Annotated in this window: 15 protein-coding genes; 8 read left to right on the top strand and 7 right to left on the bottom strand. The window is 71.6% G+C overall.

Going from position 1 to position 13,561, the window contains the following annotated elements; genetic code table 11:
• On the bottom strand, positions 1 to 846 hold an 846-nt coding region (locus tag BFF77_RS18450; protein WP_066950925.1), incomplete at its 3' end, for a DMT family transporter.
• A 151-nt stretch (positions 847 to 997) separates the two neighbouring features.
• Between BFF77_RS18450 and BFF77_RS18445 the strand changes: the two genes are divergently transcribed.
• Positions 998 to 1,942, top strand: a complete 945-nt coding sequence (locus BFF77_RS18445; RefSeq protein ID WP_066950922.1) for an RluA family pseudouridine synthase — start codon at positions 998 to 1,000, stop codon at positions 1,940 to 1,942.
• Here the strand turns inward: BFF77_RS18445 and BFF77_RS18440 are convergent.
• The 3 genes from BFF77_RS18440 to BFF77_RS18430 all read right to left on the bottom strand — a co-directional run bounded on the left by BFF77_RS18440 (position 1,927) and on the right by BFF77_RS18430 (position 4,432).
• Positions 1,927 to 2,556 (bottom strand): MBL fold metallo-hydrolase, encoded by a 630-nt coding sequence (locus tag BFF77_RS18440; protein WP_066950919.1) that lies wholly within the window; start codon positions 2,554 to 2,556, stop codon positions 1,927 to 1,929. The two genes, BFF77_RS18445 and BFF77_RS18440, sit on opposite strands and share 16 nt — an antisense overlap.
• A complete protein-coding gene (locus BFF77_RS18435; protein ID WP_066950916.1) occupies positions 2,553 to 3,641 on the bottom strand; it encodes an S-(hydroxymethyl)mycothiol dehydrogenase in 1,089 nt (362 codons plus the stop codon). The genes BFF77_RS18440 and BFF77_RS18435 overlap by 4 nt, the downstream gene beginning before the upstream one ends.
• A gap of 89 nt (positions 3,642 to 3,730) precedes the next feature.
• On the bottom strand, positions 3,731 to 4,432 hold the full coding sequence (locus tag BFF77_RS18430) for a FadR/GntR family transcriptional regulator (protein WP_066950914.1): 702 nt from the start codon (positions 4,430 to 4,432) through the stop codon (positions 3,731 to 3,733).
• Positions 4,433 to 4,579: 147 nt separating this feature from the next.
• Between BFF77_RS18430 and BFF77_RS18425 the strand changes: the two genes are divergently transcribed.
• Together BFF77_RS18425 and BFF77_RS18420 are read left to right on the top strand one after the other, a co-directional pair.
• Entirely contained in the window at positions 4,580 to 5,092 is a 513-nt protein-coding gene (locus BFF77_RS18425; protein WP_066950911.1) for a gluconokinase, read from the top strand.
• 11 nt (positions 5,093 to 5,103) lie between these two features.
• A complete protein-coding gene (locus BFF77_RS18420; protein WP_066950908.1) occupies positions 5,104 to 6,501 on the top strand; it encodes a GntT/GntP/DsdX family permease in 1,398 nt (465 codons plus the stop codon).
• Between the two features lie 36 nt (positions 6,502 to 6,537).
• Here BFF77_RS18420 and BFF77_RS18415 read toward each other — a convergent pair whose 3' ends face one another.
• The 3 genes from BFF77_RS18415 to BFF77_RS18405 form a co-directional block, all read right to left on the bottom strand.
• Positions 6,538 to 7,188 (bottom strand): cytochrome b/b6 domain-containing protein, encoded by a 651-nt coding sequence (locus tag BFF77_RS18415; protein WP_079125265.1) that lies wholly within the window; start codon positions 7,186 to 7,188, stop codon positions 6,538 to 6,540.
• Positions 7,130 to 7,867 (bottom strand): molybdopterin-dependent oxidoreductase, encoded by a 738-nt coding sequence (locus tag BFF77_RS18410; RefSeq protein WP_066950903.1) that lies wholly within the window; start codon positions 7,865 to 7,867, stop codon positions 7,130 to 7,132. Before BFF77_RS18410 ends, BFF77_RS18415 begins: the two co-directional genes overlap by 59 nt.
• Positions 7,868 to 8,037: 170 nt before the next feature.
• Positions 8,038 to 9,693, bottom strand: coding sequence for an FAD-binding dehydrogenase (locus BFF77_RS18405; RefSeq protein WP_066950901.1), 1,656 nt, complete (start codon positions 9,691 to 9,693; stop codon positions 8,038 to 8,040).
• 99 nt (positions 9,694 to 9,792) lie between these two features.
• Here BFF77_RS18405 and BFF77_RS18400 point away from each other — a divergent pair, with 99 nt between their 5' ends.
• The 5 genes from BFF77_RS18400 to BFF77_RS18380 all read left to right on the top strand — a co-directional run bounded on the left by BFF77_RS18400 (position 9,793) and on the right by BFF77_RS18380 (position 13,490).
• A complete protein-coding gene (locus tag BFF77_RS18400) occupies positions 9,793 to 10,323 on the top strand; it encodes an NUDIX domain-containing protein (protein ID WP_066950899.1) in 531 nt (176 codons plus the stop codon).
• A 10-nt stretch (positions 10,324 to 10,333) separates the two neighbouring features.
• Positions 10,334 to 10,726, top strand: coding sequence for a YidH family protein (locus BFF77_RS18395; RefSeq protein WP_066950896.1), 393 nt, complete (start codon positions 10,334 to 10,336; stop codon positions 10,724 to 10,726).
• On the top strand, positions 10,726 to 11,064 hold the full coding sequence (locus BFF77_RS18390) for a DUF202 domain-containing protein (RefSeq protein WP_066950893.1): 339 nt from the start codon (positions 10,726 to 10,728) through the stop codon (positions 11,062 to 11,064). Before BFF77_RS18395 ends, BFF77_RS18390 begins: the two co-directional genes overlap by 1 nt.
• A gap of 181 nt (positions 11,065 to 11,245) precedes the next feature.
• Positions 11,246 to 12,268 carry a phosphotransferase family protein gene (locus tag BFF77_RS18385; protein WP_066950890.1) on the top strand — a complete coding sequence of 341 codons (1,023 nt, stop codon included), beginning with the start codon at positions 11,246 to 11,248 and terminating at the stop codon, positions 12,266 to 12,268.
• 7 nt (positions 12,269 to 12,275) lie between these two features.
• Positions 12,276 to 13,490 (top strand): acyl-CoA dehydrogenase family protein, encoded by a 1,215-nt coding sequence (locus BFF77_RS18380; RefSeq protein WP_066950888.1) that lies wholly within the window; start codon positions 12,276 to 12,278, stop codon positions 13,488 to 13,490.
• The last annotated feature ends 71 nt before the right edge of the window (positions 13,491 to 13,561 follow it).

The raw sequence follows: 13,561 nt of genomic DNA, 5'->3' as shown, positions 1-13,561 counted from the left end.
GCCGCCCGCGGCGAGCGGCGACTTGGCCAGGTCCACGCAGCCCAGCGCGATCACCCCGACGGCCACGATCTGGGGCATCAGCCACCAGCCGGTCCGCAGGGTCTCACCGAACAGCGTCACTCCGTAGGTGATGCTGATCAGCGCGTCGCCGAGGGTGAGCATCGGCTGGGAGGCGGCCAGCCAGCCGGCCTGGAGCGCGTTCTGCAACAGGAACAGCGCGCCCACGCCGGCCACCGCGGTCGCGTAGAGCTGCCAGGAGGAGAAGAGCGCCGCCGCGCCGCCGCCGTTGTCGAGGCGCGCCACGGCGTCCTTCATCAGCGCGGCGGTGAGCGCGTACCCGCAGGCCGCGGCGAGACCGAGCAGCGCGGCACGCGGATTGCCGCGCACCCGCCGCGCCCAGAGGATCAGTACGGCCTCGAAGATCCCGGTGGCGATCAGCGCCGGGATCCAGACGTAGCCCTGTACGGACTCATGGCCTCCGCCGGGTGCCGCGCTGGCCATGCCCAGCGCGAGCCCGCCGGTCACCGCGGCCACGCCGTACCAGACCTCGCGCGGCAGGCGGCGGTGGAAGACATGCGCGGCGATCAGCAGCGTGGCGGGCAGTTCGATCACGAAGATCGGCTGCACCACGGCGATCGGTCCGGTGGCGAGCGCCACCGCCTGGCACACCGCCGCCACGATCACCAGGCCGATGCCCGCCAGCCACACCCTCTGCCGCAGCAGATGCCTGATCAGCGAGAGCCTCATGGACTCGGTGTCGGGCGCCGTGGCGGCGGCCCGGCGCTGGAGCACGGAGGCGGAGCCGTTGCTGATCGCGGTCAGGAGGGCGAACAGAACACTGATCACCGGACCATCATGCGGCTCACCGGCACCGGAACCCCGCCATATCGCCCGGAGCTGCCCTCCCGGGGGCCGAACGGGGTACGCCGGCATCGGTAGACTCGGGGCGCTGACGCTCCGTGAGGCGCAGACCACACCGAGAGGGGCGCGGGGAGCCGTGGCACGCAGACACCGACATCCGCCGCCGCCCTCGCCGCTGCCGCAGCGGGACGGGATCGATCCGGTACGGGTGCGGCTGCCGGCGGATCCCGGTGGCGAGTGGGAGACCGTACGGGATCATCTGGTCGCGCGGTTCGGGCACGCCATCGGTGCGGAGCGCGTCGACGCGATACTGCGCGCGGGCCGGTTCGTCGGGGCGGACGGTCCGGTGGCGGGCGAGGAGCCGTACACGGCGGGACGGTATGTCTGGTTCCACCGGGAGTTCGTCCCGGAGGAGCGTGTGCCGTTCGAGATCGGGATCGTCCACCGCGACGAGCGGATCGTGATCGCGGACAAGCCGCACTTCCTGGCCACCACACCGCGCGGGCGCCATGTCACCGAGACCGCGTCGGCCAGACTGCGCCGGGAGCTAGGACTGCCCGAGCTCCAGCCGGCGCACCGGCTCGACCGGCTGACGGCGGGCCTCGCGCTCTTCGTCGTACGGGCCGGGGACCGGGGCGCGTACCAGACGCTGTTCCGGGACCGGCGCGTGCGCAAGGAGTACGAGGCGGTGGCGCCGTACGACCCGGCGGTGGCGCTGCCCGTCACGGTGCGCAGCCGGATCGAGAAGGAGCGCGGCGTGCTGACCGCGCGGGAGGTGCCGGGCGAGCCCAACAGCGAGACCCGGGTCGAACTGCTGGAGCACCGGGGCGGTTTCGGCCGGTACCGGCTGTCGCCCACCACCGGCCGTACCCATCAGCTCCGGGTCCATATGAACGCGCTGGGGCTGCCGCTGCTGAACGACCCGCTCTATCCCGTGGTACGGGAGGAGGGGCCGGACGACTACGCCCGGCCCCTCCAACTACTGGCGCGCACCCTGGAGTTCACCGATCCGCTGACGGGTGTGCCGTACCGCTTCGAGAGCCGCCTGCGGCTTCCGGGGCCCGCTCAGTGGCCGCGCTGAATCCACTCCTCCAGGTGCGGCGCCTCGGCGCCGATGGTGGTCGAGTCGCCGTGGCCGGTCCGTACGACCGTCTCCGGCGGCAGACCGAGCAGCCGGTCCCGGATCGAGTCGATGATCGTCGGGAAGTGCGAGAAGGACCGTCCGGTGGCGCCGGGGCCGCCCTGGAACAGGGTGTCGCCGGTGAAGACCGTCGACAGCTCCGGGGCGTGGAGGCACACCGCGCCGGGCGCGTGCCCCGGAGTGTGGAGCACGGTCAGGGTGGTGCCGCCGACGGAGAGCGTCCTGCCGTCGGTCAGCTCACCGTCCGGGAGCCGCTCGGGCCAGGTCTGCTTCCACAGCGGCAGGTCGTCGGGGTGCAGCAGTACGGGCGCGCCGGTGGCCGCGGCGAGGGCGGGCGCCGCGTCGATGTGGTCGTTGTGCGCGTGGGTGCAGACGATGGCGCGCAGCGTACGGCCGCCGAGCGCCTCCTCGACGGCGGCGGCGTCGTGCGCGGCGTCGATGACGATCGCCTCGGAGTCGTCACCGACGATCCAGACGTTGTTCTCGACGTCCCAGGTGCCGCCGTCGAGCGAGAAGGCTCCGGAGGTGACGAGGTGGTCGACACGGACGGTCATCGGAACACCACCACCGAGCGCAGGACATCGCCCTCGTGCATCCGGGCGAACGCCTTCTCCACATCACCGAGTCCGATGGTCTCGGTGACAAAGGCGGCGAGGTCGATACGGCCCTGCTGGTGGAGGTCGACGAGCATCGGGAAGTCGCGGGACGGCAGACAGTCGCCGTACCAGGAGGACTTGAGGGAGCCGCCGCGGCCGAACACGTCGAGCAGCGGCAGTTCGAGCCTCATCTCCGGGGTGGGCACCCCGACGAGGACGACGGTTCCGGCCAGGTCGCGGGCGTAGAAGGCCTGTTCGTACGTCTCCGGGCGGCCGACCGCCTCGATGACGACATCCGCGCCGAATCCGCCGGTCAGCTCGCGGATCGCCTCGACGGGATCGGTGGAGCGGGAGTTGACGGTGTGGGTGGCGCCCATCGACCTCGCCGTCTCCAGCTTGCGGTCGTCGATGTCGACGGCGATGATCCGGGCCGCGCCCGCGAGGCGCGCGCCGACGACGGCCGCGTCGCCGACGCCGCCGCAGCCGATGACCGCGACGGAGTCACCGCGGCCGACCTGGCCGGTGTTGATCGCGGCGCCGATACCGGCCATCACCCCGCAGCCGAGGAGGCCCGCCACGGCCGGTGAGACACTCGGATCGACCTTGGTGCACTGGCCCGCGGCGACCAGGGTCTTCTCGGCGAAGGCGCCGATGCCGAGCGCCGGGGAGAGTTCCGTACCGTCCGTCAGCGTCATCTTCCGGCGGGCGTTGTGGGTGTTGAAGCAGTACTGCGGCCGGCCGCGCAGACAGGCCCGGCAGGCACCGCACACCGCACGCCAGTTGAGGATGACGAAGTCACCGGGCGCGACCTCGGTGACGCCCTCGCCGACCGACTCCACCACGCCCGCGGCCTCATGGCCGAGGAGGAAGGGAAAGTCGTCGTTGATACCGCCCTGCTTGTAGTGCAGATCGGTGTGGCACACACCGCACGCCTGTACCGCCACCACGGCCTCGCCGGGGCCGGGGTCGGGTACGACGATCGTCTCGACCCGTACCGGCTCGTTCTTGCCGGGGGCGATGACCCCTTGCACCTGCTGCGCCATGCCAGGACCTGCCTTTCCTCACCTCTCGGACGGACCGTCAGGACCCACTATCCCGCGCCGGGACGGCCGCCGGTGGACATCGGTGCCCGTCAGGGGGCCAGGACGTCCAGTTCCTGGAGGGCGCCGACGGCGATCTGCCTGGTGAGCTCCTCGGCGCGGGCCGCGTCGCCCTCGCGTACGGCCTCGGCGACCCCGACATGCAGTGTGACGGCCGCCGGGTCCGGATCGTCGAACATCACCCGGTGGTGCGTACGGCCGGTGAGGATCTCGGCGACGACATCGCCGAGGCGGGCGAACATCTCGTTGCCCGACGCGTTCAGTACCACCCGGTGGAAGGCGATGTCATGGACGAGGTACTCCTCCAGCCGGCGCCCGCGCGAGGTGGCGACCATCCCGAGCGCCTGCTCGGTGAGGGCGGCGCACTGCTCGGGGGTGGCGTGGCGGGCGGCGAGTGCGGCGGCGACCGGTTCGACCGCGGAGCGCAGCACGGTCAGTGAACGGAGCTGGCGGGGCCGGTCCGTACCGGCGAGACGCCAGCGGATGACCCGCGGATCGTAGACGTTCCACTCCTCGGTGGCACGTACGGTCACGCCCACCCGGCGCCTGGACTCCACGAGGTGCATCGATTCGAGGACGCGGACCACCTCGCGGACGACCGTGCGCGAGACGTCGAAGCGCTGGGCGACCTCGTCGGTGCGGACCACGCTGCCCGCGGGGTACTCGCCCGCCGTGATGGCGAGGCCGAGAGTGTCGAGCACACGGACATGCAGGCCCCGGCCTTCTGTGGTCATGGACCAAGCCTACGGGTCAGGGTCGGCGGTAAAAAGTACGACGTTTACATCACAGCCTCTTGAATACGTCGTACCTAATGCGTTTCAGTGGCGCGACGGACCGATGTCCGCGACCGACCGATGCCGAAGAGGACAGCGAGGCAAGTGATGAGCACCCCCCACGTCGTCGTGGTGATGGGCGTGTCAGGAACCGGCAAGACCACGGTCGGGCCGCTGATCGCCGGTGCGCTGGGCGTCCCGTACGCCGAGGGCGACGACTTCCACCCGCCGGCGAACATCGCCAAGATGTCCGCCGGCGTACCGCTGGACGACGCGGACCGGTGGCCCTGGCTCGACGCGATCGGGAGCTGGGCCCACGAACGGGCCGGGCTCGGCGGTGTGGTGAGCAGCTCGGCGCTCAAGCGCGCCTATCGCGACCGGCTGCGCGCCGCCGCGCCCGGCGCCGTCTTTCTGCATCTCACCGGCGACCGGTCACTCATCGGGCGGCGGCTGGCGGAGCGCAAGGGCCATTTCATGCCTCCCGCCCTCCTGGACTCGCAGTTCGCGGCCCTGGAGAACCTGGAGGCCGATGAGGCGGGCGTCGCCGTCGATGTGTCAGGTACCCCACAGGAAATCACCGAACGGGCCGTCGCCGCGCTGCGCCGGCTCGACGAGAGCTGAAGGAATCCCCCGTGACCAGTCTCAGCGTCGAGACGCTGGCGGCGGATGCCGTCGAGCCGATCACCTCGGCGGGCAACGCCCAGTTGGGCCTGGCGGTACTCGCCGGTATCGCCGTCATCGTCCTGCTCATCACCGTCGCCAGACTCCATGCCTTTCTGGCACTGACCATCGGCACGCTGGCGCTCGGCGCCTTCGCGGGCGCCCCGCTGGACAAGGTCATAGCCAGCTTCACCACGGGCCTCGGCTCGACGGTCGCGGGTGTGGGTGTGCTGATCGCGCTGGGCGCGATCCTCGGCAAACTCCTCGCGGACTCCGGCGGCGCGGACCAGATCGTCGACACGATCCTCGCGAAGGCGGGCGGGCGCGCGATGCCCTGGGCGATGGTCCTCATCGCCTCGGTGATCGGGCTGCCGCTCTTCTTCGAGGTCGGCATCGTACTGCTGATCCCGGTGGTGCTGCTGGTCGCCAAGCGCGGCAACTACTCCCTGATGCGGATCGGTGTCCCGGCGCTGGCCGGGCTCTCCGTGATGCACGGACTGATCCCGCCGCACCCCGGGCCGCTGGTCGCGATCGACGCGATCGGCGCCAATCTGGGGGTCACGCTGGCGCTGGGCGTGGTCGTGGCCGTGCCGACCGTGATCATCGCCGGGCCGCTCTTCTCCCGGTACGCGGCGCGCTGGGTGGACATCCCGGCCCCGGAGAAGATGGTGCCGCAGCGCGCCTCCGAGGAGCTGGAGAGGCGGCCGAGCTTCGCCGCGACCGTCTCGACCGTGCTGCTGCCCGTGGTGCTGATGCTGGGCAAGGCGCTCGTGGACATCGTCGTGGACGATCCGGAGCACACCGTCCAGCGGGTGGCGGACGTGGCCGGTTCGCCGCTGATCGCACTGCTCGCCGCCGTCGTCGTCGGTCTCTTCACGCTGGGCCGCGCGGCCGGGTTCACCAAGGACCGGATCGCCTCGACGGTCGAGAAGTCGCTCGGCCCGATCGCGGGCGTGCTGATGATCGTCGGCGCGGGCGGCGGCTTCAAGCAGACGCTGATCGACTCCGGAGTGGGCCGGATGGTCCTGGACATCTCGGAGGACTGGTCGATCCCGGCCCTGCTGCTGGCCTGGCTGATCGCGGTGGCGATCCGGCTGGCGACCGGTTCGGCGACGGTGGCGACCATCTCGGCGGCCGGTCTGGTGGCGCCGCTCGCGGCCGACATGTCCAGCACGCACACCGCGCTGCTGGTGCTGGCGATCGGTGCGGGCTCGCTCTTCTTCAGCCATGTGAACGACGCGGGATTCTGGCTGGTGAAGGAGTACTTCGGGATGAACGTCGGGCAGACGCTCAAGACCTGGTCGGTGATGGAGACGATCATCTCCGTGGTCGGTCTGGGCTGTGTGCTGCTGCTCTCGCTGGTGTTGTAGCCGCCTGTCCCGGCGGCCGGGGACGGGCGGGCCGGGTCACTCCGGCTTCCACCGGGAGTGCTCCCGCTCCGCCCAGGCCCGGTCCACCGATCCGGTGCGCATACCGCGCCGGGCCCCGGGATCCCCGTACGCCATCGTGAGGTGCCCGATGAGCACGATGCCGATGGACAGGGCCAGCCAGTCGTGGAGGAAGGTGGCGCTCGTACGCCAGACGACCGGTGCGAGACCGGTGAACCACATGAGCAGACCGGTGCCGAGCATCACCAGCACGGCGCCCGCGATCCAGGCCGCGTAGAGCTTCTGCCCCGCGTTGAACTTCCCGGCCGGCCGGGAGGCGGGGCGCGGATCGCGCCGCAGTACGGCCCGCAGCCACTCCTTGTCGTACGGCAGGAAACGGTTGAGCCGCCGCAGATCGGCGCGGAAGGCGCGGGAGCCGAGGCCGAGGAGCACGGGGACCGGCAGCAGCAGTCCCGACCACTCGTGGACGGTGACGACGAGATACCGGCGGCCGACGAGTTCGGCGAGCTGCGGTACGTACAGACAGCCCGCGGTCACGACGCACACCAGCATCAGCGCGCCGGTCGTCCGGTGCACCCAGCGCTCGGCCGGGCTGAAGCGCCGGACCGGCTCAGACGGTCGGGGTGTCGTCACGGCCGTTGGACCTGCCGACCCAGGCGTCGACGTCATAGCCGCGCTCCTCCCAGTAGCCGGGCCTCACCTCGGAGGTGACCGAGATCCCGGAGAGCCATTTCGCCGACTTGTAGAAGTACATCGGCGCCACATAGAGCCTGACCGGCCCGCCGTGCGCGTGTCCGATCCCCTCGTCCCGCATCCTCAGCGCCACCAGCACATCGGCGCGCCGGGCCTGCTCCAGCGTCAGGCTCTCGCTGTACGCGCCGTCGAAGCAGGTGAAACGGACCGCCCCGGCGCCCGGACGTACCCCGGCCGCGTCCAGGAGGTGCGAGAGCCGTACGCCCTCGAACGGTGTGTGCGGCACACGCCAGCCGGTCACGCACTGCACATCGCGGACCGTCCGCGTCTGCGGCAGCGCCCGCAGCGCGTCGAGCGTGTACGTGGTGGGCCGGTCGACCAGTCCGTCGACCGTCAGCCGGTAGGTGTCCGCGTCCTTGCGCGGCACGGAGGCGGTGACGGAGTAGTAGCGGAAGCCGCCGCCGTTGGGCAGCAGGCCGGTCAGACCGGTGGGATCCCTGTCGGCGGCCGAGCCGAGGAAGGCTTCGAGACCGCGCTGGAGAGAGGGCGCCGCGACAAGACCGGCCGCGCCCAGGCCGAGCATGGAGAGCACCAGACGGCGGCCCACCGGCACGCCTTCGGGCTCACCTCCCGATTCACCCTGTTGAGAGTTCACCCATTGAGGAGAACACCCGTGGCCCCCGGAAACCAGGGGCCATGGAGATACGTCATCAATTCGTCAGATCCACCAGGGTGGGTCTTGTGTCGTCCGGAGCAGGTCTCGTGGATCTTGAGGGCTCGCCTGTCCCGGCGGCAGCGGCGGCTCGGCGCGGAGCCCGGCGGCGGTCAGCCGGTCGCCCGGGCCGCCGCGCGGCCCGCGGCGCGGCCGGAGAAGAGGCAGCCGCCGAGGAAGGTGCCCTCCAGCGAGCGGTAGCCGTGGACCCCGCCGCCGCCGAACCCGGCCACCTCGCCGGCCGCGTAGACACCGGGCAGCGGCTCGCCCGCCCCGGTCAGCACACGTGAGGACAGATCCGTCTCCAGACCGCCGAGCGACTTGCGGGTGAGGATGTTCAGCCGTACGGCGATCAGCGGTCCCGCCGCGGGATCGAGGATGCGGTGCGGAGCCGCCGTACGGATCAGCTTGTCGCCGAGGTAGGCACGGGCGCCGCGGACCGCCGTGATCTGGAGGTCCTTGGTGAAGGGATGGGCGATCTCCCGGTCGCGCGCGGTGATTTCGCGGCGCAGCCGGTCCTCGTCGATCAGCGGCTTCCCGGTGAGCGCGTTCATCCCCCGTACGAGCGCGCCCAGTTCCCGCTCCACGACGAAGTCGACGCCGTTGTCCATGAACGCCTTCACCGGCCCCGGTACGTCGGCGCGCGCACGGCCGAGCACGCCCTTGACCGACTTGCCGGTCAGATCCGGGTTCTGCTCGGAGCCCGAGAGAGCGAACTCCTTGCCGATGATGCGCCGGTCGAGGACGAACCAGGTGTGCTCGTGGCCGGAGCGCATGATGTGCTCCAGCGTGCCGAGCGTGTCGAAACCGGGGAAGAGCGGCACGGGCAGCCGCCGCCCGGTCGCGTCCAGCCAGAGCGAGGACGGGCCCGGCAGGATCCGGATGCCGTGCCGGGCCCAGACGGGGTTCCAGTTCTCGATGCCCTCGGTGTAGTGCCACATCCGGTCCCGGTTGATGTGGTGTCCGCCCGCCGCCTCCGTGACACCGAGCATCAGCCCGTCGACATGCGCGGGCACTCCGGAGAGCATCTTCCGCGGCGGAGTGCCGAGCCGCTCCGGCCAGTGGGCGCGGACCAGGTCGTGGTTGCCGCCGATACCGCCCGAGGTGACGATCACGGCCTGCGCCCGCAGCTCGAAGGAGCCGGTGACCGTACGGCCGCTCGCGGTGCCGCGTCCGGCGTCGCTCGGCTCCAGGATCTCGCCCGTGACGGTGTCCACGGCGCCGGCCGTGGAGCCGAGGCCGGTGACACGGTGCCGGAACCGGAGGGTCACCAGCCCGCGGGCGGCGCCCTCGCGCACGCGCCGCTCGAACGGCGCGACCACCGCGGGCCCGGTGCCCCAGGTGATGTGGAAGCGCGGTACGGAGTTGCCGTGCCCGAGCGCGTCGTATCCGCCGCGCTCGGCCCAGCCCACCACCGGGAAGAACCGCACGCCCCGCGCGTGCAGCCAGGCCCGCTTCTCACCCGCCGCGAAGTCGACGTACGCCTCGGCCCAGGCGCGCGGCCACCGGTCCTCCGGACGGTCGAAGCCGGCCGTGCCGAGCCAGTCCTGGAGGGCGAGTTCACGGCTGTCCCTGATCCGGAACCTGCGCTGCTCGGGCGAGTCCACCAGGAACAGTCCGCCGAAGGACCAGTGCGCCTGACCGCCGAGCGACTGCTCGGGCTCCTGGTCGAGAAGGATGACGGACCGGCCCGCGTCGACCAGTTCGGCGGTGGCGACCAGGCCCGCGAGGCCCGCCCCGATCACGATCACATCAGCGTCGTACACCATGGTTTCCGTCCTTCGCGAGCAGATGACGAGCAGATGGCCGGGCAGGTGGTCCGATCCTCCGTACGCGTGAGTAACACGTCAACTGGTTGGATGGGGTCCATGAGCGCTGCTGACGAGATCCTGGACGTCGTCGACGAGAACGATCGTGTGGTCGGCCGGGCGCCACGCGGTGAGATCTACGCGGAGGGCCTGCGCCACCGCTGTGTCTTCGTGCTGGTGCGGGACGCCGAGGACCGGGTGTTCGTCCATCGCAGGACCGCCGGCAAACTCGTCTTCCCCTCCCTCTACGACATGTTCGTGGGCGGGGTGGTGGGCGCGGGCGAGAGCTATGACGAGGCGGCGCTGCGGGAGGCCGAGGAGGAGCTCGGTGTGTCGGGTCTCGACCGTCCCGTACCGCTGTTCCCGTTCCGCTACGACGCGGCGGACGGGTCCGTGCGGGAGAGCGCGTACGTGTACTGGGTGCGCTGCGTGCTGCCGGTCGACCCCCAGGTGGAGGAGATCGCCTGGCACGGCTTCCTGACGGAGGCCGAGCTGGAGCGGCGGCTCGGGGAGTGGGACTGGGTGCCGGACGGCCTCGCGGCGTACGAGCGGTTCAGGGCCTCCCGCGCGCCTCACGCGCCGCGCGCGTAGGGTGCGGCACATGACCGGCTTCGCACGGAGCCTGCGGCTGTGGTTCGCGCCCGGACGCATCGGCGACGAGGGCGAGACACCCGACTACCGGTTCTCGCTGGCCAACGAGCGCACCTTCCTGGCCTGGATCCGTACGGCGCTCGCGCTGGTCGGCGGCGGGTTCGCGGTCGACCAGTTCCTGCCGGACCTGCGCTGGGGCGTGCGGATCGGGCTCTCGGTGGCGCTGCTCGCCGCCGGAGCGCTCTGCGCGCTGCGCGCGGTCAACCACTGGGTGCGCTGCGAGCTGGCCATGCGGCGCGGCGAGGATCTGCCGGTGTCCGGCTTTCCGACGCTGCTGAGTCTGGCGGTGGGGCTGGTGGCCGTGGTGATGCTGATCATCGTGCTGCTGGGCCGGGCCGGCTGATGCCGGCGAGCGCCGCCGGGCCCGCAGACCCGGTGCCCGACCGGGATCCCGGACTCCAGCCGGAGCGCACCCGGCTGGCCTGGCGGCGTACCACACTCGCCTGCACCGTCGTGGCGGTGCTGGCGGCCCGTCAGGCGATCCGGGGCGGTGGTACGGCCGCCGCGTCGGTCGCGGTCGCGGTCGTCGCCCTGGTCTGGCTGGGCTTTCTGGCGGTGGCCCACCGCCGGGTACGGGCCCTGGACACCGTACGGCCCCGGGCGCTCCCGCTGAGCGGAGCCGTCGCCACGGCGGTCTGCACCGTGCTGCTGGCGCTGTGCGCGGTGGCGGTCATGAGATGAGCCTCCCGGGCCGTCCGGCACCGGGGCTCCGGCACCGGGGCTCCGGCACCGGGGCTTCGGCACCGAGGCTTCGGCACCGAGGCTTCGGCACTGGACGGCATACCGACCGGTCGGCATCATGGGCGCGAGGACCGTACAGCCGGTACGGTCCTCCCCCGACCGCCCACGGAGGTACCGCACCATGAGCCCAGCCCCCCTGCCAGGACTCGATCCCGAGAATCTGCGCGGCCGGCTCGATCTCGTCCGGCCCGGACTGGTGGGCGGGCCGCTGGAGGCACGGCTGATCGAGGGCGGCCGGTCGAATCTGACGTACACCGTCACCGACGGCACCGGGCGCTGGGTGGTCCGCAGACCTCCGCTGGGCCATGTCCTGGCCACCGCCCATGACATGGCACGCGAGTTCCGGGTGATCAAGGCGCTCCATCCGACGGCCGTGCCGGTGCCGGAACCGCTGCTGCTCTGCGAGGACGAGTCCGTCCTCGGCGCGCCCTTCTACGTCATGGAGCATCTGGAGGGCACGGCGTACCGCACGGCCGAACAGCTCGCGCCGCTCGGCGCCGGGCGCACCCGCGCCGCCGTCCTCGCGCTGGTCGACACACTGGTCGAGCTGCACGCCGTCGATCCCGGGGCGGTCGGTCTCGGTGACTTCGGCCGGCCCGACGGCTTCCTGGACCGTCAGCTCCGCCGCTGGGGCAAACAGCTCGCCGCCTCCCGGGACCGCGAGCTGGCCGGTGTCGACGAACTGCACGCCGCCCTCGGCCGCGCGCTGCCCGGCTCGCCCTCCCCCACGGTGGTGCACGGCGACTACCGGCTCGACAACGTCCTGATGGACGAGGACGACCGGATCACGGGCGTGCTCGACTGGGAGATGTCCACGCTCGGCGATCCGCTCACCGATCTGGGCCTGCTGGTGATGTACAGCACGGGTCTGGGACTGCCGCACTCGCCGGTCAGCACGACGGCGGAGGCGGCGGGCCATCCCGCGCCCGGTGAGCTGGTCGAGCGGTACGCGGCGCGCTCGGGCCGCGACACCTCCGCCATCGCCTGGTACACGGCGTTCGCCTGGTTCAAGCTCGCCGTGATCCTGGAGGGCATCCACTACCGCTACACCCTCGGCCGGACCGTGGGGCCCGGCTTCGACCGGATCGGCGATCTCGTCCCCGTCTTCATCGAGCACGGTCTCACCACCCTCCAGGAAGGCTGAGTCACCCATGGACTTCGCGTTCGACGCCCGTACCGAAGAGCTGCGCGCCAGGCTGCTCGCCTTCATGGACGCGTATGTCCTCCCGGCCGAGGAGGTGGCACACGAGCAGCGCTCGCGGCTGGCCGATCCCTGGGGCACACCGCCGGTGGTGGAGGAGCTGAAGGCCGAGGCACGCCGGCAGGGGCTGTGGAACCTGTTCCTGCCCGGCAAGGAGTACGGCGCGGGACTGACCAATCTCCAGTACGCGCCGCTCGCCGAGATCACCGGCCGCTCACCGCAGTTGGCGCCCACGGCGCTGAACTGCGCGGCGCCCGACACCGGCAACATGGAGGTGCTCGCCCAGTTCGGCAGCGAGGAGCAGCGTGAGCGCTGGCTGGAGCCGCTGCTCGCGGGCGAGATCCGCTCGGCGTTCGCGATGACCGAGCCCGAGGTCGCCTCGTCGGACGCGACGAACATCCGGACCAGGATCGAGCGTGACGGCGACGACTATGTCATCAGCGGACGCAAGTGGTACATCTCCGGTGCGATGAATCCGGCATGCGCGGTCTTCATCGTGATGGGCAAGACCGATCCGGACGGCGAGGACATCCGCCGTCAGCAGTCGATGGTGCTGGTGCCGCGCGGCACTCCCGGGCTCGAAGTGCGCCGCGCGATGCGGGTGTACGGCTACGAGGACCACGGCCACGGCGGCCATGCCGAGATCGTCCTCGACCGGGTACGGGTGCCCGTGACGAATCTCGTGGGCGAGGAGGGCGGCGGTTTCGCGATCGCGCAGGCCCGGCTCGGGCCCGGCCGTATCCACCACTGCATGCGGCTGATCGGCATGGCCGAGCGCGCGATCGAGCTGATGTGCCTGCGTGCCGTGTCCCGTACGGCGTTCGGCGGGCCGCTCGCCCGGCAGGGCGTCGTGCGGAACTGGATCGCGGACGCCCGGGTGACGGTCGAGCAGCTCCGGCTGCTGGTGCTGAAGACGGCCTGGCTGATGGACACGGTCGGCAACCGGGGCGCGCACACGGAGATCCAGGCCATCAAGATCGCCACTCCGCGCGCGGTGGTGGACATCATCGACTCGGCCGTCCAGTTGTACGGCGCGGGCGGGGTCGGCCAGGATTTCCCGCTGGCCGAACTGTGGGCGGCGGCGCGGACCTTGCGGCTGGCGGACGGTCCCGACGAGGTGCATCAGCGGTCGCTGGCGCGGCGGGAGCTGAAGAAGTACCTCTGACGCCCGGCGGCCGGGGGCGCGGGGCATGGGAAGCACAGGGGCATGGGGGCGTGGCAGGCACGGGGAAATGG

Source organism: Streptomyces lushanensis, from assembly GCF_001700515.1.
In the GTDB taxonomy this organism is placed as follows: Bacteria; Actinomycetota; Actinomycetes; order Streptomycetales; family Streptomycetaceae; genus Streptomyces; species Streptomyces lushanensis.
Note: the sequence above shows the minus strand (reverse complement) of the source record. Positions and strands in the feature narration are given on the sequence as shown.